Below are 20,262 nucleotides of genomic sequence, written 5' to 3'. Positions count from 1 at the left end.
GTCGATGAGGAGGCGCTGTGAACCCCTCCCTGGGCGCTACCGATGCCATCCATGGCATAGGACCTCCTCTACGACCTGCTCCCGGCGCCTCTCGTGGTGTTGCTTGAAAGGCCTAGAACAACGCCAGCTGGCGCTTGACCGGGCCAAAGGAGCGGCGGTGCTCGGGCAGCGGCCCCAGGCGCTCAAGGGCAGCCAGGTGCTCGCGGGTCGGATAGCCCTTGTGGCGGGCGAAGCCGTAGTCGGGGTGGCGGGTATCGAGGGCCAGCATCTGGGCGTCGCGCGCGACCTTGGCCAGTATCGAGGCCGCGCCGATCGCCGGATGACGGGCGTCGCCCTTGACCACCGCCTGGCCGGGCACATGATGCCCGGGCAGACGATTGCCGTCCACCAGCAGATATTCGGCCGCCGGGGCCAGGGCATCGATGGCACGACGCATGGCCAGATGAGTGGCGTGGTAGATATTGAGTTCATCCACTTCGGTGGCGGAAGCCTCTGCCACCGCGAAGGCCAGGGCCTGCTCGCGAATCTCTGCGTCCAGCGCCTCCCGGCGTTTCGCCGTCAGCGCCTTGGAATCGGTCAGCCCCTTGATCGGCCGTGCCGGATCGAGGATCACCGCGGCGGCCACGACGCTGCCGACCAGGGGGCCACGGCCTACCTCATCGACCCCGGCCAGCCGCTCGCCGCGGTAGTCGACCACCAGCGGCGGCAGGTCACTTTGCAGCCTGGTTCTCACCGTTTTCGAGCGGGTCACGACACCACTTCCTCGCCGCGTGCGGGAGCGACACTGGCCGGCAATGGCTTCCCCGCCACCACCGCTTCGATGGCCTCCGCGGCACGACGGCTGGCATCGCGCTGCAGGCCGGCATGCATCGCGGCGAAGCGCGCCTCCAGGGCTGCACGCCCCGGTGCGTCGTCGAGCATCTCACCTAACCGCTCGGCGATCATCTCCGGATTCGCCGCCTCCTGGATCAGCTCCGGCACCAGGCTCTCCCGGGCAATCAGGTTAGGCAACGAGATCCACTCGGTCTTGACCAGCCTCTTCGCCAGCCAGTGAGTGGCCTGCGCCATGCGGTAGGCCACCAGCATCGGTCGGTGGCAGAGCATCGCCTCCAGGGCCGCGGTACCCGAGGCCAGCAGCACGGCATCCGCGGCCACCATGGCTTCCCGGGCCTTGCCGTCGAGCAGCGTCAGGCGCCCGGCGAGGGCGGGATAGGCGGTGAGCAGAGCCTCGAGTTCATCGCGGCGCTGGGGGGTCGCGGCCGGAATCACCACGCGCAGCTCGGACCGCGCGGCACACAGTCGTTCGGCGGCGGCGAGGAAGGTCTCGCCCAGGAAGCGAATCTCGCTCGCCCGGGAGCCGGGTAGCACGGCGAGCACCGGGGCGGTGGCCGACACCTCGAGTGCCGCGCGAGCGGCGGCGCGATCGTTCTCCAGCGGCAGCTCGTCGGCCAGCGGGTGGCCAACGAAGGCCACCGGGACACGATGGCGGGCGTAGAAGGCGGCCTCGAAGGGCAGGAAGGTAAGCATGGCGTCGACGGAGCGCGCGATCCCCTTGACTCGCCCCTGGCGCCACGCCCACACGGAGGGGCTGACATAGTGGGCGGTGGTCACCCCGGCCTCGCGCAGCTGACGCTCCAGGCCGAGATTGAAGTCGGGGGCATCGATGCCGATCATGATATCGGGCTGCCAGGCCAGGGCATCGCGCCTGAGCTCGCGGCGCACACCGACCAGCCGCGGCAGATGCTTGAGCACCTCGACCAGCCCCATCACCGACAGGGTCTCCAGGGGAAAGCGGCTCTCGATGCCCTCCTTGATCATGCGCGGCCCGCCGATACCGCGGAACTCGACATCCGGATGACGCGCCTTGAGCGCGCGCATCAGGCCGGCGCCGAGGATATCGCCGGAGAGCTCGCCGGCCACCAGATAGATACGCTGCACGGCGCTTCCCTCGTCGCCGTCCATGACTAGCGGACGATGCCGCGGGTCGAGGCCTCAATGGAGGCGGCGAAGGCCTCGGTCTCGACAGCCTGAAAGCGGCGACGAATCTCGACCAGCGCCTGGTCGACGGTAAGCCCCTGGCGATAGACCAGCTTGTAGGCCTCGCCCAGCGCCTTGAGGGCGTCACGGGAGAAACCGCGGCGCTTGAGCCCAACCAGGTTGAGGCCGTGTACCTGGGCGGGGTTGCCGTTGATCATCACGAAGGCCGGAGTGTCCTTGGTGATGATGGAGCCGCCGCCGGCCATGGCGTGAGTGCCGAAGTGGCAGAACTGGTGCACCGCGGAGAGCCCACCGATAATCGCGAAGTCTCCCATCTTGACGTGGCCGGCCAGGGTCACCTGGTTGGCCAGGATGCAGTCGCTGCCGATCACGCAGTCGTGGCCCACATGTACATAGGCCATGAACAGGTTGCGCGAGCCGATGGTCGTCTCGCCACGATCCTGAATGGTGCCGCGATGCAGGGTGACGCCCTCGCGGACCACATTGTCATCGCCCATCACCAGGCGTGTCGGCTCACCGTTATATTTCTTGTCCTGGCAATCCTCGCCCACCGAGGCGAACTGGAAGATACGCGTGCGTGCGCCGAGCACCGTCGGCCCCTTGATCACGACATGGGGGCCGATGCGTGAACCCGGCCCGATCTCTACATCGGGACCGACCACCGTAAAGGGGCCGATCTCAACGTCATCAGCCAGCCTGGCGGCGGGGTCAATAAGGGCGGTGGGATGAATCAAGCAACCTTCCTCTCGGCGCAGATGATATCGGCCTCGCAGGCCAGTTCACCGGCCACGCTGGCCTTGCAGGCAAACTTCCAGATCCCACGCTTCTCGCGCACCACATCGGCACGCAGGTCGAGCTTGTCTCCGGGCATGACCGGGCGCTTGAAGCGCACGTTGTCACTGCCCACCAGGTAGTAGACATAGCCATCGGCCGGCAGCTTGTTGACGGTCTTGAAGCCGAGGATGCCACACGCTTGGGCCAGCGCCTCGATCACCAGTACCCCCGGCATGATCGGGTGGTGGGGAAAGTGGCCATTGAAGAAGGGCTCATTGATGCTGACATTCTTGTAGGCAACGATGGTCTCGCCCAGGGCCAGCTCGGTGACCCGGTCCACCAGCAGAAAAGGATACCGGTGGGGCAGATACTCACGGATCTCGTTGATGTCCATTACCATCGTCACAACCTCTGAAGTCTCGGGGTGCCTGCCGTCCCGACAGGCGAGAGCCGGCGATCATGCCGGTCAGGCGGGGATTATAGCGCCCCTCGCGGAGCCCTCAAGCGCCACGCCCCTTCTCGAGTCGGGCGAGCCGCTTGGCCATATCATCCAAGTGCTTGAAACGCACTGCATTCTTTCGCCACTGAGCATTGCTCATGGCGCCGGTACCCGATGAATAGACCCCCGGCTCATGAATCGAGTTGGTAACCAGGCTCATGCCCGTCACCTGAACGCCATCGCAGAGGGTCAGGTGACCGGCCAGCCCCACGCCACCACCCAGCATGCAGTGGCGCCCTACCTTCGTCGAGCCGGCGATGCCCACGCAACCGGCCAGCGCACTATGCTCGCCGATCTGCACGTTGTGGGCGATCTGTACCTGACTGTCGATCTTGACGTCATTTCCGATCAGGGTGTCGCCCAGCGCGCCACGATCGATGCTCGAGCAGCTGCCTACCTCGACGTCATCCCCGAGCACCACCCCGCCGAGCTGGGCGATCTTGTGCCAGCGACTACCATCGTGGGCGAAGCCAAAGCCGTCGCCGCCCACCACGCAACCACTGTGCAGGACCGCACGCCGACCGATCACCACGCCGTGATAGACCGTGACATTGGCATGCAGTCGGGACTCGGCACCAATGGTGGTGTCGGCTCCCACCACCGAGCCGGGGCCAACGATGACATCGTCGCCCAGGCAGGAGCCGGCCTCGACCACCGCTAGCGGCCCGATCTCGACTCGGGCGCCCAGGGTGGCCGTGGGATCCACCACCGCCGAGGGGTGAATACCGGTCGGCTCACGACCGACCAGCGGGTCGAACAGCCGCGACGCCGCGGCATAGCCCAGATAGGGGTTGTCGAGCTCGAGACGATCCACCGGGCATTTCTCGGCATGCTGGGGGTGCAGCAGCACCGCCGCGGCGCGTGTGCCGGGAAGGTCCTTGAGATAGGCGCGGTTGGCCAGAAAGGCCACCTGCCCCGGCTCGGCGGCATTGAGCGTCGCCAGGCCACTGACTTCCCGCCCGGCATCGCCAACCAGGCGCGCCCCGAGTCGTTCGGCCAGGTCGCCCAGGGTCATCTTGGGGGTAGCACTTCGCGTCATGGCAAGGTTCCGCCGCGGTTACAGCATGCTGTTAAGGATCTCGGTCACCTCGGCGGTGACGTTCTGCAGGTCGCTCTCGGCATGCAGCACCCCCTGGGGCTCCACCAGCACCTGAATGCTGTGACGGGCGATGATCTGCTCCACCGCTTGCTGCAGCTTGGGTTCGGCACGCTGCAGCAAAGCCTGCTCCGACTCCTGCCGCGCCTGCATGACCTCTCCCATCAGACGATTGAGCTCGGCGACCTTCTGGTTGGCCTGCTGGCGCTCGCTGTCAGTCAGGCTGTCGGCGCGCTGCTGCAGCTGGTTGAGCTCCTGTTCGAGCGCCTGGGCACGCTGCTGCTGGCTGCCGACACGACTCTCCAGGTCGTTCATGGAGCGCTGGGCCGCGTCGGTTTCCATCAAGGCACGACGCCAGTCCAGCACCGCCACGTCGTCGGCCAGGGCCGGCAGGGCAGCGGTGGACAGCAGCAGGATGAGGGCAATGGTCAACTTGCGCATGGTGGGACTCCTGTTGGGGCCGCCGATGGCGGCCAGGGGTAAAGGGAGTACGTCTCCGGGTCAGAAGGTCTGCCCGAGGGAGAACTGGAAGAACTGGGTATCATCACCGCTCTTGTCATTGAGCGGTTCGGCGATACTGAAGGTCAAGGGGCCCACCGGGGTCAGCCAGGAGAGGCCCAGGCCGACGCTGTAGCGCAGATCACCGAGGTCGACCCCCGAGCTGCAGCTGGAGGTGGCGTCCGCCTCCACGGGGTAGCAGTCGGTCAGGAAGGTGTTGCCGCCGTCGATGAACAGCGAGCTCTGCACCGAGCGCTGATCGCTCACGAAGGGGGTCGGGAAGATAAGCTCGGCACTGCCCTGGACCAGCACGTTACCCCCCAGGGTGCGATCACGGGTGGAATTACCCGTTGGTGACGGCGTGGTGGGCTGCCCCAGGGTATTGCCGGTGAAGCCGCGCACCGAGCCCAGGCCACCGGCATAGAAGTTCTCGTAGAACGGATAGGGGTCGCTACCCCCCAGGGTATCGGCATAGCCCAGCTCGCCCTTGAACTTCAGCGCCCAGTCATGGTTGTCATCCAGCGCGAAAAGCTGGCGAGCCTGGGCGCGCAGCTTGGCATACTCCGCATCGCTGCCCGGCACCGCGGTCTCCAGTGACAGGCGCTGGTAGCTGCCGTCGGTGGGCATGATGCCGCGGTTAAGGTTGTTGCGGGTCCAGCTGGCGGTCAGCTTCAGCGCCTGGGCATCGCTACCCTGATCATCGACATAGCGCTTGATCTCCGACGCCGTATCGTTGTAGGTCTTGATGCTCAGGTCTTCCACCGCGGTGCCGAAGTTCAGCCGCGTGATCTCGTTGATCGGATAACCGAAGTTGATCCCCGCCCCGTAGGCATCGGTGGAGTAGGTCGAGATATCGGAATCCTCGTAGTCGGACTCGCGATAATAGAGATTATAGCCCCGTGAGATGCCATCCATGGTCCAGTAGGGGTCGGTGAAGCCGAAGTTGAGGCTGGTGAAGGTATCACTGCGCTGGGCGCCGATATTCACCCGGTTGCCGGTACCCAGGAAGTTGCTCTGGGAGAGGCCCACGCCGTAGATCACCCCGGCACTCTGGGAGAAGCCGATGCTCGCCGAGATCGATCCGGAGGGCTGCTCCTCGACGCTGTAGGTAACGTCGAGCTTGTCGGGCTCGCCGGCCACCGGCTGGGTCTCGACCTCGACCTGCTTGAAGAAGCCCAGGCGCTCGAGGCGCTGCTGGGACTTGCTGATCGCCTCGGTGGAGGCCGGCGCGCCCTCCATCTGGACCATCTCGCGGCGCAACACCTCATCCATGGTGGTGGTATTGCCGACAAACTCGATGCGCCGCACATAGGCGCGACGGCCCGGGTCGACCCGGAACACCAGGTCGACGGTCTCGCCGTCGGCGCCTGTCTCGGGAATGCCATCGACGCTGGCGAAGGCGAAGCCGTCGGCCCCCAGGCGTGCACGCAGCGCCTCGCTGGAGGCGGTCACCTCGCTGCGCGAGAAGGTCTCCCCGGGCGTGACCTTCAGCAGCTCACGCGCCTCACGCTCGCTGATCGTCAGGTCGCCCACGAAGCGCACGTCGCCCAGGCGATACTCGGCGCCTTCGTCGACATTGATGGTGACGAAGATCTCGGACTTGTCGGGGCTGATCGAGACCTGGGTCGACTCGATGTTGAAGTTGACATAGCCGCGATCCAGATAGAATGAGCGAAGGCGCTCGAGGTCACCGGCCAGGGCCTCCCGCGAATACTCATCCTTGGAGAACCAGCCGAAGATGCGACCGGGGCGATCGTTGAGCTCGAACACCTCACGCAGGGTCGCATCATCGAAGGCCCGATTGCCGACGATATTGATCTGGCGGATCTTGGCCACCGCCCCTTCATTGATCTCGATATCGACCTGCACCCGCCCCTCGTCGATCTCGCGCACGCTGGTCTCGATACTGGCGCTGTAACGGCCCTGGGCCTGATAGACGCCCTCGAGCTCACGCTCGATCTCCTCCAGGGTGGAGAGCTGCAGGACCTGCCCCTCGTCGAGGCCCGCCTCGCGCAGGCCCTGGCGTAGCTGGTCATCGTCGAGCTGGCGGTTGCCGTCGATGTTGAGGCGGCTGATGGTCGGGCGTTCGACCACCTGAATGATCAGGACATCGCCCTCGCGAGCCAGCCTGACATCCTCGAACAGGCCGGTGGCGAAGAGTTCGCGAGCGGCCTCGGCGAGTTCACGCTCGTCGACGCGATCACGGGCGGTGACAGGAAAGGCGTTGAAGACGGAGGCGGCAGAGATGCGCTGCAGACCCTCTACCCGAATGTCGGCAACGTCGAAAGGTTCCGCCTGGGCCACGCTGGCCCCGGCGAGCAGCAGCGCCGCCAGTCCGATGGTCTTGATTTTCATGCAATCGATTCGCTCGCGTTGATCTGCCAAACCTGTCCAGACAGGCACCTTATACATTTGTGCAGTCTACTGACAAGGCGAGGGAGTGCCTACCAGAGCCGCATCAGATCGAAATAGATCGCCATCAACATCAGGCCACCTACCAGGGCCAGGCCGATGCGTAGCCCAATGGCCTGAGTGCGCTCCGAAACCGGCCGGCCGCGAACCAGTTCCATGGCATAGTAGAGCAGGTGGCCGCCATCCAGCACCGGAATCGGCAATAGATTGAGCACCCCCAGACTGATCGACAGGTAGGCCAGGAAACTGACAAAGCTCTCCAGGCCGGCACGCGCCGAGTCGCCGGAGATCTGGGCGATGGTGATCGGCCCCGAGAGATTGGAGGGTGAGATCAGCCCCACCAGCATCTTGCGCACCGCATCGAAGGTGAGCAGGATCATCTCGCCGGTTCGCGAGAAGGCCTCGCCCACCGCGGCCACCGGCCCGTAGCGGATCTCGCGACGGTACTCCTCGGGCCACTCCACCGGCACCACCCCGGCACCGACATAACCGATGCTGACGCCCTCATCCAGCTCGCGGCGGCCTGGCGTGACGGTCAGCGTCAGCCGCCGCCCCTCCCGACTCACCTCGAGCTCGAGCGGCTCACCGGGGTGGGCGCGCACGCTCTCGACGAAGTCGCGCCAGCCATCCACCGGCTGGCCGTCCACGCGGAGGATCTCGTCCCCCGCCTCGAGGCCCGCCAGCGCCGCGGCCTCGCCCGCAACCACCTGATCCAGCACCGCCGGTATCGGCGGCCGCCAGGGTGTCACGCCAAGCGTGGCTAGCGGCTGGGGCGGATCCTGACGCACCAGCCAGTTGTCTACCGGCACTCGGTGCTCGCGCGGCTCGGCGTTGGCATTCGGCCGGGTGGCGATGGAGAGTGCCTCGGGCTCGCCGATGGCCGCCACCAGCTTGAGATTGATCTCCTCCCAGGAACGCACGGCCTCACCCTGAACAGCGGTGATCTCATGATCGACCCTCAACCCGCCCCGCTCGGCGGGGGAGCCTGGCGTCACCTCGCCGATCACCGGCGCCACCGTTACCGTGCCGGCAACGAACAGCATCCAGTACGCCACCAGGGCCAGCAGGAAGTTGGCCAGAGGCCCGGCGGCCACGATGGCGATACGCTGCCAGACACTCTTGCGATTGAAGGCGCGGTCGAGCTCGTCGGGGGGCACATCGCCCTCGCGCTCGTCGAGCATCTTGACGTAGCCACCCAACGGGATGGCGGCGATGGCGTACTCGGTGCCGTGGCGATCATGCCGCGACCAGATCGGCGTGCCGAAGCCTACCGAAAAACGCAGCACCTTCACACCACAGCGCCGTGCCACCCAGAAGTGGCCGAACTCGTGAAAGGTCACCAGCAGGCCCAGCACCACGACCACGGCCAGGATATTCTGGATCACGCCCAAGTCACTCTCCTCCTGACATCGTAGACGCCATGACGTTTCGGCCTCGCCTCACAGGCGTGCCAGATGCCTCTCGGCGGCACGCCGCGCCTGGGCATCGGCCGCGAGAATCGCTTCAAGCTCGGTGGCCGGCTGCACCGGCTCGGCATCGCGCACCCTCGCCACCAGCTCGGCGATGCCGGTGAAGGGCAGCCTGCCGGCCAGAAAGGCCGCCACCGCCACCTCGTTGGCGGCATTGAGCACCGCCGGCGCCGTCCCTCCCGCCGCCATGGCGTCACGCGCCAGTCGCAGGCAGGGAAAGGCCGCCTCGTCGGGCGGCTCGAAATCGAGGCGCGCCACGGAAAACAGGTCCAGCGACTGGACGCCGGCATCGATGCGCTCGGGCCAGGCCAGTCCATAGGCGATGGGCGTGCGCATATCGGGGTTGCCGAGCTGGGCGATTACCGAGCCATCGCTGTAGGCCGCCATGGAGTGGATCACGCTCTGCGGATGCACCACCACCTGAACCTGGTCGGGGGAGGCATCGAACAGCCAGCACGCCTCGATCAGCTCGAGCCCCTTGTTCATCAGGGTGGCGCTGTCCACCGAGATCTTCTGCCCCATGCTCCAGTTGGGATGAGCACAGGCCTGGGCCGGGGTGACCTCGGCCAGGGCCTCGGCCGCCCACCCCCGAAAGGGGCCTCCGGAGGCCGTCAGCAGCAGCTGAGTCACCCCATGACGAGCCAGGCCGCCGCGATGCTCCTGAGGTAGACACTGGTAGATGGCATTATGTTCGGAGTCGATGGGCAGCAGAGTCGCGCCATGCTGCACCACCGCCTCCATGAACAGCGCCCCGGACATCACCAGGGCCTCCTTGTTGGCCAGCAACACCCGCTTGCCGGACCGCACCGCGGCGAGCGTCGGCAGCAGACCCGCGGCGCCGACGATGGCCGACATCACCACGTCGGCCTCGCCGGCCTCGGCGACCTCCACCAGCGCCTCGGGTCCGCTGCGCACCTCGGTGGAGAGGCCTGCCTCGGCCAGACGCTCGCGGAGCCAACAGGCATCGCTTTCGCGTTCGAGCACCGCCACCGCCGGCCGATGGTGCCGGCATAGCGCCAGCATCGGCTCCCGGGAACGGTGGGCGGTCAGGGCATGGACCCGATATCGCTCCGGGTGCCTCGCGATCACATCCAGGGTGCTGGTGCCGATGGAGCCGGTGGCGCCCAGCACGGTAACCCCCTGGCGACGCTGGCGGGTGTCGCTGCCCATGCTAGATCACCCCCGGTGCAAGAAGGGCGAACAGCGGCAGGGCTGCGGTCAGGCTGTCGATACGGTCAAGCACGCCACCATGGCCGGGCAGCAGGGCACTGGAATCCTTGATGCCACGATGGCGCTTGAGCATGCTCTCGAGCAGGTCACCCAGCACCGAGACAAGCGTTACCGCCAGGGTGGTCAGCACCAGAAGGACGGCGTCGACCGGCGTCAGTGACTGAGCGAAGGCGAATATCAGGGCCAGTACCAGCGTGGCCGCCATGCCCCCCAGCACGCCCTCCCAGCTCTTGCCGGGGCTGACCCGCGGCGCCAGCTTCTGTCGGCCGAAGGCGCGGCCGGCGAAGTAGGCACCGATATCCGCACTCCACACCAGCAGCATCACGAACAGCAGCCAGATGCCACCGGTCTCGCGCAGCACATTGAGCCCCACCCAGGCCGGCAGCAGCACCCACAACCCCATGGTCAGCCGCCGAGCAGACGAGGCCCACTGACGCGTACGGTCGGGATAGTGGGTGACCCAGTAGAGATTGAGTCCCCAGCCGGCCAGGCCCAGCCAGAGCGGCCAGGCGGCCTGGGTGCCGCCACTGCTCCACAGCAGTGCCATGGCCAGGGCCAGGAGCCCGACCACGCCCAGCCGCCGAGCACGCCCGGCGATACCGGCCAGGTTGGTCCACTCCCAGCCCCCCAACAGCACGATGGCTGCGGTAAAGCCCGCGAAGGCGCCCCCCGAGAGGCCGAACAGGCCGGCCAGCACCAGCGGTGCCAGCCAGGCGGCGGTAATAATGCGCTGTCTAAGCACCCTGGGCCTCGTCAATCTGGTCATCGGTCATGCCGAAACGCCGTTTGCGCCGCCGGAAGTCCTCCAGCGCGGCATCGAAGGCATCGGCGTCGAAATCGGGCCACAGACGCTGCGTGAAATGGAGCTCGGCATAGGCCAGCTCCCAGAGCACGAAGTTGGAGATGCGCTGCTCACCACTGGTACGGATGCAGAGATCCACTGGCGTCACGCCGGCAAGGTTCAGCTCTGCGGCCAGGGCCGCCTCGTCGATGGCCTCCGGGGCGAGCTCGCCGGCGGCGACCCGCTCCCCCAGGCGGCGCGCCGCCTGGGCGAGGTCCCACTGACCGCCATAGTTGGCGGCGATCACCAGATGCAGGCGAGTGTTGTCGCGGGTCTTGGCCTCGGCGCGAGCGATATGCGCCTGAATCGCCTCGGAGAAACCGCTGCGATCACCGATGACCGTGAGGCGGATGCCGTTGGCATGGAGCTTGTTCACCTCGCGCTTGAGCGCCAGCAGGAACAGCTCCATCAACGCGCTCACCTCGGCCTTGGGGCGTTTCCAGTTCTCGCTGGAGAAGGCGAACAGGGTGAGGACCTCGACCCCGCGCTCGGCGGCACGTCGAATCGTGGCCCGCACGGCTTCGACGCCGGCGTGGTGGCCGCGTACGCCGGAGAGGCCACGGGCCTTCGCCCAGCGGTTGTTGCCATCCATGATGATCGCCACGTGGCGCGGCAGACCGGGCTCGGTGGCGGTGGAAGTGCCGACAGGGGTGCCGGCGCTGGGGGGGAGCGGTGACGTCATGGGGTCTCGCTTTGGGTGTGTCGCCACGCCCGGCCGCGAGCGGGCCGGGCGGATGTCCTCAGACCTGCATCAGGTCGCGTTCCTTGGACTCCAGGGTCTTGTCAATCTCGGCGATGTACTTGTCGGTCAGCTTCTGGATCGCCTCTTCGGCCTGGCGCTGCTCGTCCTCGCTGATCTCCTTCTCCTTGAGCAGGGACTTGATATCACCGTTGGCATCACGACGCACGTTGCGCACGGCCACCCGGGAGTTCTCGGCCTCGTGGCGCGCCTGCTTGATGTAGCCCTTGCGGGTCTCCTCGGTGAGCATGGGCAGCGGCACGCGGATATTGTTGCCGGCGGTCGACGGGTTCAGCCCAAGGTCGGAGGTCATGATCGCCTTCTCGACCTTGGGCACCATGCTCTGCTCCCAGGGCACGACCGAGAGGGTACGAGCATCTTCGGTATTGATGTTCGCCACCTGGTTCAGGGGCACCTGGCTGCCGTAGTACTCGACGGTGACCGAATCCAGGATGCTGGCGTGGGCCCGCCCGGTACGAATCTTGTTCAGGTTGCCGTGGAGCGCCTCGACGCTCTTCTTCATGCGGCTCTCTGCGTCCTTCTTGATGTCATTGATCACGATATCAGCCTCTGTCTATCAGCGTGCCTTCCTCGCCGCCCACCACCAGGTTGAGCAGGGCGCCAGGCTTGTTCATGTTGAAGACGCGTACCGGCATGTCATGGTCCCGCACCAGGCAGATGGCGGTCAAATCCATGACACCGAGCTTCTGGTCCAGCGCATCATCGTAGCTGAGCTGGTCATACTTCACCGCGTCCGAATACTTGACCGGGTCCTTGTCATACACCCCGTCCACCTTGGTGGCCTTGATCACCACATCGGCATCGATCTCGATGCCGCGCAGGCAGGCCGCCGAGTCGGTAGTAAAGAACGGATTGCCCGTCCCCGCGGAGAACAGCACCACGTCGCCGGAGGTCAGGTAGCGAATGGCGGTACGCCGATCATAGTGCTCCACCACGCCGCTCATGGGAATCGCCGACATCACCCGCGAACGGATATTGGAGCGCTCCAGGGCGTCGCGCATGGCCAGGGCATTCATCACCGTGGCCAACATGCCCATGTGGTCACCGGTGACTCGCTCCATGCCGGCCTCGTGCAGGGCGGCACCTCGGAACAGGTTGCCACCTCCAACCACGATACCCACCTGGACACCGATGCCGACCAGCTGCCCGATCTCCAGCGCCATGCGGTCGAGCACCTTGGGATCGATGCCGAACTCGGCATCCCCGGTCAACGCCTCACCGGAGAGCTTGAGCAGGATACGCTTGTACTTCGACTTCTGAGAGCGTGGCTTGGCGGGGGCTTCGAGGTGTTCGGCGGTGGACATGGCAACATCTCCTGGCATCTGGGGTGGCATGACGGGGTGGCCGGTTCGACCGGCCGGATACGCGAAGGCGTGCGCTCGCGCGCACGCCATCACTGTAGCGGAACTTCTGACCTCAGCTGCGCTTGGCCTGTTCCATCACTTCCTTGGCGAAGTCGACCTCTTCCTTCTCGATGCCCTCACCCACCTCGAAGCGGGTAAAGCCGATCACCTCGCCGCCGGCGGCCTTGACGAACTCGGCCACGCTCTGGTCCGGGTTCTTGACGAACGGCTGCTCGGTCAGGCTGTTCTCGGCCAGGTACTTCTTGAGGCGACCCTGGACCATCTTCTCGGCGATCTGCTCGGGCTTGCCGGCCATATCGGGCTGCGCCAGGATGATCGCCTTCTCGGCGTCCAGCTGCTCCTGGGGCATGTCCTCGGGGCGTGCCACGGCCGGGTTGATGGCGGCGACGTGCATGGCAACGTCCTTGGCCGCCTCGGCGCTGCCGCCCTTGAGCTTGGTCAGCACGCCGATACGGCCACCGTGGACGTATTCACCGACCAGGTTGCCGTCGCCGGCCTCGACCACCACGCTGCGACGCACATCGATGTTCTCACCGATCTTCTGGACCAGCTGCTCGCGAGCGGTCTCCAGGTCGCCTGCCATCACGGCGGCCACATCCTCGCTCTTGGCGGCGAAGAAGGCATCGGCGATCTTCGCGGCGAAGGCCGTGAAGTTGTCATCACGAGCGACGAAGTCGGTCTCGGAGTTGATCTCGATCATCACCCCGTAGCTGCCGTCTTCGGCCACGCGAGTCACCACGACGCCTTCGGCGGCGGTGCGGTCGGCCTTCTTGGCGGCCTTGAGGCCTGAGTTCTTGCGCAGGTTCTCGATCGCCTGCTCGATATCACCGCCGGTCTCGGTGAGGGCCTTCTTGCACTCCATCATGCCGAGCCCGGTACGCTCGCGCAGTTCCTTGACCTGTGAGGCGCTGATAGCTGCCATGGGTGTCACCTCTGAATATCTCGGGTAGTGGGCCGAAACCCCCGTGGCGGAGATTTCGAAAATTCGGAGAAGAAAGGGGGCCGCGGCCCCCTTCTCGTCCAACCAACAGCGCTGTCAGCAGCATGACTGGCCGACGGCCGCCGTCGATCAGACGGGCCGCGATCACTCGGCGGCGCTGTCGCTTTCCTGAGCGGCGGCCTCTTCGGTCACCTCGACGAACTCGTCGGGACGACCTTCCTTGGCACGCGCGCAGGCATCGGCGATGGACTTGACGTAGATCTGGATGGCGCGGATGGAGTCATCGTTGCCGGGGATCACATAGTCGACGCCATCCGGGTCGGAGTTGGTATCCACCACACCGATGACCGGGATGCCCAGCTTGTTCGCCTCGTTGATGGCGATGCGCTCATGGTCGACATCGATCACGAACAGGGCGTCGGGCAGACCACCCATCTCCTTGATACCACCCACGGACCGCTCGAGCTTCTCCTGCTCGCGGGTCGCCATCAGCACTTCCTTCTTGGTCAGCTTGTCGAAGGTGCCGTCCTCGTGCATGGCCTCGAGGTCACGCAGACGCTTGATGGAGACGCGAATGGTCTTGTAGTTGGTCAGCATGCCGCCAAGCCAGCGATGGTTGACGAACGGCTGACCGGCGCGAGTGGCCTCTTCCTTGATGATCTTGCTCGCGCTGCGCTTGGTGCCGACGAACAGGATCTTGTTGTTCGCCGCCGCCATCTTCTCGACCACATCGATGGCCTCGTTGAGCGCCGGCAGGGTGTGCTCGAGGTTGATGATGTGGATCTTGTTGCGTGCACCGAAGATGAACTTGCTCATCTTCGGGTTCCAGTACTTGGTCTGGTGACCGAAGTGGGCACCTGCCTTGAGCAGGTCACGCATATTGACGTGTGCCATGGATGACTCCTGAAATATCGGGTTAGGCCTCCATGCACCCCATGGATCCGACCGCTACCCCTCCAAGAAGAGACGCTGCGGCACCCGGGACCATGTGCCGGTGCATGTGTGTTTTCAAGGCGTTATGTTGATTGGCACCCTCGCTATCGAAGATTTCCGGCACGGCTGGGCGATCCGAGGATCACAAGACACGCTGCCACGAAGGCTCGACGATTGCAGGAAGGCGCGCAGCTTTATACCATGGAATAAGCCCGAGATGAAGCAGTCCGCGCGCGTGAATGGCTATCGCGGACGCCCTCCACCCCCAAATCCGAGACCCCATGAACGTACCCATCAAGACGCCCGACGAGATAGAGAAGATGCGTGAGGCGGGCCGCCAGGCTGCCCGTGTGATCGAGATGATCACCCCCCATATCAAGGCCGGCATCTCCACCGGCGAGATCGACCGCCTGTGTCACGACTTTATCGTCGAGGAGCTGGGATCGACCCCCGCCCCTCTCGATTACCATGGCTTTCCCAAGTCGGTGTGCACCTCGATCAATCACGTGGTGTGTCACGGCATCCCCGACGACGCCAAGAAGCTCAAGAACGGCGACATCATGAACCTGGATATCACCGTGAAGACCGCCGATGGCTATCATGGCGACTCCAGCGTGATGTACGTGGTCGGCGAGAATATCCAGGGCGAGCGCCTGTGCCGCATCACCCAGGAGTGTCTCTACAAGAGCATGGCGCTGATGCGCCCCGGCGTGCGCCTCTCGGAGCTTGCCCGCGCCATCCAGAAGCATGCCGAAGCCAACGGCTACTCCGTGGTGCGCGACTTCTGCGGCCACGGCATCGGCGCCAGCTTCCACGAGGACCCGCAGGTGCTGCACTACGATGGCTATGCCCCCGAGGCAGATATCGAACTCGCCGCCGGCATGTGCCTGACCGTTGAGCCGATGATCAACGTGGGAGGCTACCGCACCAAGGTGTTGCGTGATGGCTGGACCGCCGTGACCCGCGACCGCAGCCTCTCCGCTCAGTGGGAGCACACCCTGCTGGTCACCGAGTCCGGCGTCGAGGTGCTCACCGCGCGCAGCGACGAAGACCTCTCCTTCCTCGAGCCCTGAGCCAATGCTGCTCCACCACTACCGCTTCACGCCGGACGAGTCTCTGTTCGACGTCGACGGTTTCCGGGCGGAGCTCTCCGCCAGCCACTCGCTGATCGCGCCATTCAAGGCCGCTCTTCGCGAGATCCAGGCGCGCCTCGACGAGCGGTTTCGCGCCGGAGCCGATATTCGCGACCTCGTCCATGGTCGCGCCTGGTGCCTGGATCGGCTGCTGGCGGTGGCCTGGGAACACCACACCTGGCCCGATGACGGCGTGGCCCTGCTCGCCGTGGGCGGCTATGGCCGCGGCGAGCTGCACCCCTACTCCGATGTCGACCTCCTGTTGCTGCTCCAGCACGACGACGACGCACCCTATCGCGAGCCGCTGACGGCCTTTATCACCTTCCTGTGGGACATCGGCCTGGAGATCGGGCACAGCGTGCGCTCGCTGGCCGACTGCGAACGCGAGGCCAGGGCCGACCTCACGGTCATCACCAACCTGCTCGAGAGCCGCACCGTCGCCGGCCCCGAACGGCTGCGCGAGTCGATGAAGGCACGCCTGGCCGCCGATCGCGTGTGGCCGGCGAAGCACTTCTTCGAGGCCAAGTGGCAGGAGCAGATCAACCGCCACCAGCGCCACAACAACTCCGAGTACCACCTGGAGCCCAATATCAAGAGCGCGCCCGGTGGGCTGCGCGATATCCAGATGATCGGCTGGGTCGCCAAGCGACATTTCGGCAGCGAACGCTACAGCGACCTGGTGGCCGCCGGCTTCATGAACGACGCCGAGCTGCGTATCCTGAGCCAGGGTCAGGCCTTCCTGTGGCAAGTGCGCTACGCCCTGCACATGCTTGCCGGCCGGGCCGAGGACCGCCTGCTGTTCGACCACCAGCGTACCATCGCCGAACTGTTCGGCTTTCGTGACACGCCGGAGCGTCTCGCCGTCGAGCAGTTCATGAAGCGCTACTACCGCCATATCACGGCCCTGGCGGGCCTCAACGACATGCTGCTGCAGCATTTCGACGAGGCGATCCTGCATGCCGGCGAGGTACTGCCGGTCGAACCACTCAATGAGCGCTTCGAGGTCAAGGATGGCTTTATCCAGGCGCGCTCGCGAACCGTCTTCCGCGACCGCCCCTCGGCCCTGCTCGAGCTCTTCCTGCTGATGGCCGAGCACCCCGGCATCGAAGGGGTACGTGCCGACACCATTCGCCAGATCCGTGATCACCGCCACCTGATCGATGACCTCTACCGCGATGACGTGCGCCACCAGAGCCTGTTCATGGAGCTGTTGCGCTCCGGTGGCAACGTGGCGCGTCAGCTACGGCGCATGAACCGTTATGGCGTGCTGGGCAAGTACCTGCCGGAGTTCGGCCGTGCCATCGGCCTGATGCAGCATGATCTGTTCCATATCTACACCGTGGACGCCCACACCCTGCACCTGCTGAAGTTTATCCACGGCTTCCGCAAGCCCGAGGCCCGCGAGACCTTCCCGGTGGCCGCCAATATCATCCACCAGCTGCCCAAGCTGGAGCTGCTGTGGATCGCCGGGCTCTACCACGATATCGGCAAGGGCCGCGGCGGCGACCACTCGATCCTCGGCGCCCGGGACGTGGAGGCCTTCGCCGAGCGCCATGGCCTCTCCCCGCGGGATACCCGCCTGGTAAGCTGGCTGGTGGAGCAGCATCTGACCATGTCGATGGTGGCCCAGAAGCGCGATATCACCGACCCGGACGTGATCGCCGACTTCGCCCGCCTGGTTGGCGACGAGACTCGCCTCGACTACCTGTACGTGCTGACCGTTGCCGATATCAATGCCACCAACCCCAGCCTGTGGAACGGCTGGCGCGCCTCGCTGCTGCGCCAGCTTCATGCCGAGACCAAGCGCGCCCTGCGTCGCGGCCTGGAGAACCCCCTGGAGCGCAACGACTGGGTCAACGAGACCCGCGACGAGGCCCTCTCGCTGCTTGCGGCGGTGGGGGCCGACATGGACCGAGTGCAGCGCCTGTGGGAGTCGCTGGGCGAGGAGTACTTCCTGCAGTACGCCCCCAGCGAGATCGCCTGGCAGTCCCAGGGCATCCTCGCCCACGGGGCGAGCCAGCTGCCGCTGATCCTGCTCAGCGCCCCGGCCGACGGCATGGTCGAGGGCGGCACCAAGGTGTTTATCCACACCCGCTCGGTGGATGACCTCTTCGCCGCCACCGCCGCCGCCCTCGACCAGCTCGGCCTCTCCATCCACGATGCGCGCATCGCCACCTCCAGCAACGACTGGACGCTGAACACCTTTATCGTGCTCGACGACCAGGGGCGCCCCATTCGCGACCCGGTGCGCCTGGAGGAGATTCGCGCCCATCTGGTCGAGGAGCTCGACGATCCCGACGACTACCCGCAGATCGTCACCCGTCACACCCCGCGTCAGCTCAGGCACTTCAAGGTCCACACCCAAGTAATCATCGAGCAGGACCCGGCCAACGAGCGCACCCTGCTGGAGTTGATCGCCCCGGACCGCCCCGGCCTGCTGGCTCGAGTCGGCCGCATCTTCATGGAGCAGGACATCGCCCTCTCCGCGGCCAAGATCGCCACCCTGGGCGAGAAGGTGGAGGACGTCTTCTTCATCACCGACAAGACCGGCCGCCCCCTCACCGACCCCGAGCGCCAGGCGCGCCTGCGCGAGCGCCTGGAGGAGGTGCTGGATGTCTCAGGCTAGCCGCGTTTGAGGCCTTCCCTGGCCTTCCCTATAATCGAGCCTCCTGCGTTCACCCCGCGACACATCATAACGACGACGCCTGCGGCCACGGCCCAAGAGGCGCGCCTGGACACCCATGAACCCTGATCTCGACGCCCTCAAGCCCTACCCCTTCGAGCGGCTGGCCGCCCTCAGGGCCGGCGTGACGCCTCCCGCGGAGCTCGCGCCTACTTCGCTGACCATCGGCGAGCCCCAGCACGCCCCCTATGCCGGCGCCCTCGAGGCGCTGCAGGCGAGTCAGGCCGACTTCGCTCGCTACCCGGCCACCGCCGGCAGTGCCGAGCTTCGTCAGGCCATCGCCGACTGGGCCAGGCACCGTTTCGGCCTTGACGGCCTCGATCCCGACACCCAGGTGTTGCCGGTCAACGGCACCCGCGAGGCGCTGTTTGCCTTCGTTCAGGCGGCGCTGGACCGCACCCGTCCGGCGAAGGTGGCCATGCCCAACCCCTTCTACCAGATCTACGAGGGCGCCACCCTGCTCGCCGGTGGCGAGCCCTACTACCTCGACTGCAACACCGAAAGCGGCTTTCGTCCCGACATCGAGGCCGTGCCCGCCGACGTCTGGCGCCAGGTACAGATCGTCTTTCTCTGCTCGCCCGGCAATCCGACGGGGGCGGTCACGCCACTGGCCGAGTTCCAGCGACTGATCGAGCTCGCCGACGAACACGACTTCCTTATCGCCTCGGACGAGTGCTACTCGGAACTCTATCTGGACGAGACATCCCCACCCCCCGGGCTGCTCGAGGCCTGCGCGGCCCTGGGGCGTCACGACTATCGACGCTGCCTGGTCTTCCACTCCCTCTCGAAACGCTCCAACCTGCCCGGGCTGCGCTCGGGTTTCGTGGCCGGCGACGCCGGGCTGATCGCCCCCTTCAGGCGCTATCGCACCTACCACGGTTGCGCCATGGCGCTACCGGTGCAGCACGCCTCGATCGCCGCCTGGCGCGACGAGAGCCATGTGCGCGCCAATCGCGACGCCTACCGCGAGAAGTTCGACGCCGTGACCCGCATTCTCGCCCCGGTGATGGCGTTCCCCACCCCGGAGGCAAGCTTCTACCTGTGGCCGGCGGTACCCGGCGGTGACGACGAGGGCTTTACCCGGGAGCTGCTGCGCCATGCCAACGTGAGCGTACTTCCCGGCAGCTATATGGGCCGCCCCGCACCCGACGGCCCCAACGCTGGCATCAACCCCGGCAGCGGCCGCCTGCGGCTGGCGCTGGTCGCCGAGCCCCAGGCCACCGCCGAGGCGGCGCGCCGCATCCGCGACTTCATCGAGAGGAGGCTGTGATGTTTACCCTGTACGGCATCAAGAACTGCGACACCTGTCGCCGTGCGCGCAAGGCGATGGACAATTCCGGCGTTCCCTACCAGTTCCACGACCTGCGCGAGGATGGCCTCTCCGCGCCACTGCTCGAACATATCCTCGACAAGGTGCCGGTGCTGACGGCGCTCAACAAGCGCAGCACCACCTGGCGCAACCTGTCCGACGAGGAGAAGCGGGAGGTGGATGCCAACAGCGCCCGCGAGCTGCTGCTCGCCCACCCCACCCTGCTCAAGCGCCCCCTGCTGGATACCGGCGATGACATCCGCGTGGGCTATCGCGACGGCGACTACGACGACCTTCAGGGCTAAGCGCCCCCTCTGAACACA

General features: G+C 65.9%; 19 protein-coding genes. 4 read left to right on the top strand and 15 right to left on the bottom strand.

Annotated elements, in window-relative coordinates; genetic code table 11:
• Positions 1-112: 112 nt before the first annotated feature.
• The 15 genes from rnhB to rpsB all read right to left on the bottom strand — a co-directional run bounded on the left by rnhB (position 113) and on the right by rpsB (position 14,775).
• Positions 113-751, bottom strand: coding sequence for a ribonuclease HII (rnhB, locus tag Q0894_RS05570; RefSeq protein ID WP_299232243.1), 639 nt, complete (start codon positions 749-751; stop codon positions 113-115).
• Positions 748-1,962 carry a lipid-A-disaccharide synthase gene (gene lpxB, locus Q0894_RS05565; RefSeq protein WP_299232241.1) on the bottom strand — a complete coding sequence of 405 codons (1,215 nt, stop codon included), beginning with the start codon at positions 1,960-1,962 and terminating at the stop codon, positions 748-750. Before lpxB ends, rnhB begins: the two co-directional genes overlap by 4 nt.
• Before the next feature lie 2 nt (positions 1,963-1,964).
• Entirely contained in the window at positions 1,965-2,732 is a 768-nt protein-coding gene (gene lpxA / locus Q0894_RS05560; protein ID WP_299232239.1) for an acyl-ACP--UDP-N-acetylglucosamine O-acyltransferase, read from the bottom strand.
• Positions 2,729-3,172: a 3-hydroxyacyl-ACP dehydratase FabZ gene (gene fabZ / locus Q0894_RS05555; protein ID WP_132042837.1), complete on the bottom strand. Its 444-nt coding sequence runs from the start codon at positions 3,170-3,172 to the stop codon at positions 2,729-2,731. The genes lpxA and fabZ overlap by 4 nt, the downstream gene beginning before the upstream one ends.
• Before the next feature lie 100 nt (positions 3,173-3,272).
• Complete coding sequence (lpxD, locus tag Q0894_RS05550; RefSeq protein WP_299232236.1) at positions 3,273-4,310, bottom strand: UDP-3-O-(3-hydroxymyristoyl)glucosamine N-acyltransferase; 1,038 nt, start codon at positions 4,308-4,310, stop codon at positions 3,273-3,275.
• A gap of 18 nt (positions 4,311-4,328) precedes the next feature.
• A complete protein-coding gene (locus Q0894_RS05545; RefSeq protein ID WP_299232234.1) occupies positions 4,329-4,808 on the bottom strand; it encodes an OmpH family outer membrane protein in 480 nt (159 codons plus the stop codon).
• A gap of 60 nt (positions 4,809-4,868) precedes the next feature.
• Positions 4,869-7,220: an outer membrane protein assembly factor BamA gene (gene bamA / locus Q0894_RS05540; RefSeq protein WP_299232232.1), complete on the bottom strand. Its 2,352-nt coding sequence runs from the start codon at positions 7,218-7,220 to the stop codon at positions 4,869-4,871.
• Positions 7,221-7,309: 89 nt separating this feature from the next.
• The gene (gene rseP, locus Q0894_RS05535; protein ID WP_132042843.1) at positions 7,310-8,668 is read right to left on the bottom strand and encodes an RIP metalloprotease RseP; all 1,359 of its coding nucleotides are present in this window, start codon (positions 8,666-8,668) and stop codon (positions 7,310-7,312) included.
• Between the two features lie 48 nt (positions 8,669-8,716).
• A complete protein-coding gene (gene ispC / locus Q0894_RS05530) occupies positions 8,717-9,916 on the bottom strand; it encodes a 1-deoxy-D-xylulose-5-phosphate reductoisomerase (protein WP_132042845.1) in 1,200 nt (399 codons plus the stop codon).
• Between the two features lies 1 nt (position 9,917).
• A complete protein-coding gene (locus Q0894_RS05525) occupies positions 9,918-10,718 on the bottom strand; it encodes a phosphatidate cytidylyltransferase (RefSeq protein ID WP_299232228.1) in 801 nt (266 codons plus the stop codon).
• Positions 10,711-11,499: a polyprenyl diphosphate synthase gene (gene uppS / locus Q0894_RS05520; protein ID WP_132042849.1), complete on the bottom strand. Its 789-nt coding sequence runs from the start codon at positions 11,497-11,499 to the stop codon at positions 10,711-10,713. Before uppS ends, Q0894_RS05525 begins: the two co-directional genes overlap by 8 nt.
• Positions 11,500-11,557: 58 nt before the next feature.
• Positions 11,558-12,115, bottom strand: coding sequence for a ribosome recycling factor (gene frr, locus Q0894_RS05515; RefSeq protein WP_132042851.1), 558 nt, complete (start codon positions 12,113-12,115; stop codon positions 11,558-11,560).
• A 4-nt stretch (positions 12,116-12,119) separates the two neighbouring features.
• Positions 12,120-12,881, bottom strand: a complete 762-nt coding sequence (gene pyrH / locus Q0894_RS05510) for a UMP kinase (protein ID WP_132042853.1) — start codon at positions 12,879-12,881, stop codon at positions 12,120-12,122.
• Positions 12,882-12,993: 112 nt separating this feature from the next.
• Complete coding sequence (gene tsf / locus Q0894_RS05505) at positions 12,994-13,863, bottom strand: translation elongation factor Ts (protein WP_132042855.1); 870 nt, start codon at positions 13,861-13,863, stop codon at positions 12,994-12,996.
• Between the two features lie 162 nt (positions 13,864-14,025).
• A complete protein-coding gene (rpsB, locus tag Q0894_RS05500; RefSeq protein ID WP_132042857.1) occupies positions 14,026-14,775 on the bottom strand; it encodes a 30S ribosomal protein S2 in 750 nt (249 codons plus the stop codon).
• A 320-nt stretch (positions 14,776-15,095) separates the two neighbouring features.
• Between rpsB and map the strand changes: the two genes are divergently transcribed.
• From map to Q0894_RS05480, 4 genes are all read left to right on the top strand, one after another.
• Complete coding sequence (gene map, locus Q0894_RS05495; protein WP_195688726.1) at positions 15,096-15,887, top strand: type I methionyl aminopeptidase; 792 nt, start codon at positions 15,096-15,098, stop codon at positions 15,885-15,887.
• Positions 15,888-15,891: 4 nt separating this feature from the next.
• The gene (locus Q0894_RS05490) at positions 15,892-18,573 is read left to right on the top strand and encodes a [protein-PII] uridylyltransferase (RefSeq protein WP_299232221.1); all 2,682 of its coding nucleotides are present in this window, start codon (positions 15,892-15,894) and stop codon (positions 18,571-18,573) included.
• Positions 18,574-18,688: 115 nt separating this feature from the next.
• Complete coding sequence (gene dapC / locus Q0894_RS05485) at positions 18,689-19,900, top strand: succinyldiaminopimelate transaminase (protein ID WP_299232219.1); 1,212 nt, start codon at positions 18,689-18,691, stop codon at positions 19,898-19,900.
• A complete protein-coding gene (locus Q0894_RS05480; protein WP_161423902.1) occupies positions 19,900-20,244 on the top strand; it encodes an arsenate reductase in 345 nt (114 codons plus the stop codon). The genes dapC and Q0894_RS05480 overlap by 1 nt, the downstream gene beginning before the upstream one ends.
• The last annotated feature ends 18 nt before the right edge of the window (positions 20,245-20,262 follow it).

Origin of the sequence: uncultured Halomonas sp., assembly GCF_947501415.1 — a bacterium.
Lineage (GTDB): Bacteria > Pseudomonadota > Gammaproteobacteria > Pseudomonadales > Halomonadaceae > Halomonas.
Note: the sequence above shows the minus strand (reverse complement) of the source record. Positions and strands in the feature narration are given on the sequence as shown.

Excerpts from the sequence above, each read along its gene's own strand:
- lpxB (WP_299232241.1), bottom strand. The coding sequence starts at position 1,962 with ATGGACGGCGACGAGGGAAGCGCCGTGCAGCGTATCTATCTGGTGGCC.
- fabZ (WP_132042837.1), bottom strand. The coding sequence starts at position 3,172 with ATGGTAATGGACATCAACGAGATCCGTGAGTATCTGCCCCACCGGTAT.
- lpxD (WP_299232236.1), bottom strand. The coding sequence starts at position 4,310 with ATGACGCGAAGTGCTACCCCCAAGATGACCCTGGGCGACCTGGCCGAA.
- Q0894_RS05545 (WP_299232234.1), bottom strand. The coding sequence starts at position 4,808 with ATGCGCAAGTTGACCATTGCCCTCATCCTGCTGCTGTCCACCGCTGCC.
- bamA (WP_299232232.1), bottom strand. The coding sequence starts at position 7,220 with ATGAAAATCAAGACCATCGGACTGGCGGCGCTGCTGCTCGCCGGGGCC.
- ispC (WP_132042845.1), bottom strand. The coding sequence starts at position 9,916 with ATGGGCAGCGACACCCGCCAGCGTCGCCAGGGGGTTACCGTGCTGGGC.
- uppS (WP_132042849.1), bottom strand. The coding sequence starts at position 11,499 with ATGACGTCACCGCTCCCCCCCAGCGCCGGCACCCCTGTCGGCACTTCC.
- pyrH (WP_132042853.1), bottom strand. The coding sequence starts at position 12,881 with ATGTCCACCGCCGAACACCTCGAAGCCCCCGCCAAGCCACGCTCTCAG.
- tsf (WP_132042855.1), bottom strand. The coding sequence starts at position 13,863 with ATGGCAGCTATCAGCGCCTCACAGGTCAAGGAACTGCGCGAGCGTACC.
- rpsB (WP_132042857.1), bottom strand. The coding sequence starts at position 14,775 with ATGGCACACGTCAATATGCGTGACCTGCTCAAGGCAGGTGCCCACTTC.
- map (WP_195688726.1), top strand. The coding sequence starts at position 15,096 with ATGAACGTACCCATCAAGACGCCCGACGAGATAGAGAAGATGCGTGAG.
- Q0894_RS05490 (WP_299232221.1), top strand. The coding sequence starts at position 15,892 with ATGCTGCTCCACCACTACCGCTTCACGCCGGACGAGTCTCTGTTCGAC.
- dapC (WP_299232219.1), top strand. The coding sequence starts at position 18,689 with ATGAACCCTGATCTCGACGCCCTCAAGCCCTACCCCTTCGAGCGGCTG.
- Q0894_RS05480 (WP_161423902.1), top strand. The coding sequence starts at position 19,900 with ATGTTTACCCTGTACGGCATCAAGAACTGCGACACCTGTCGCCGTGCG.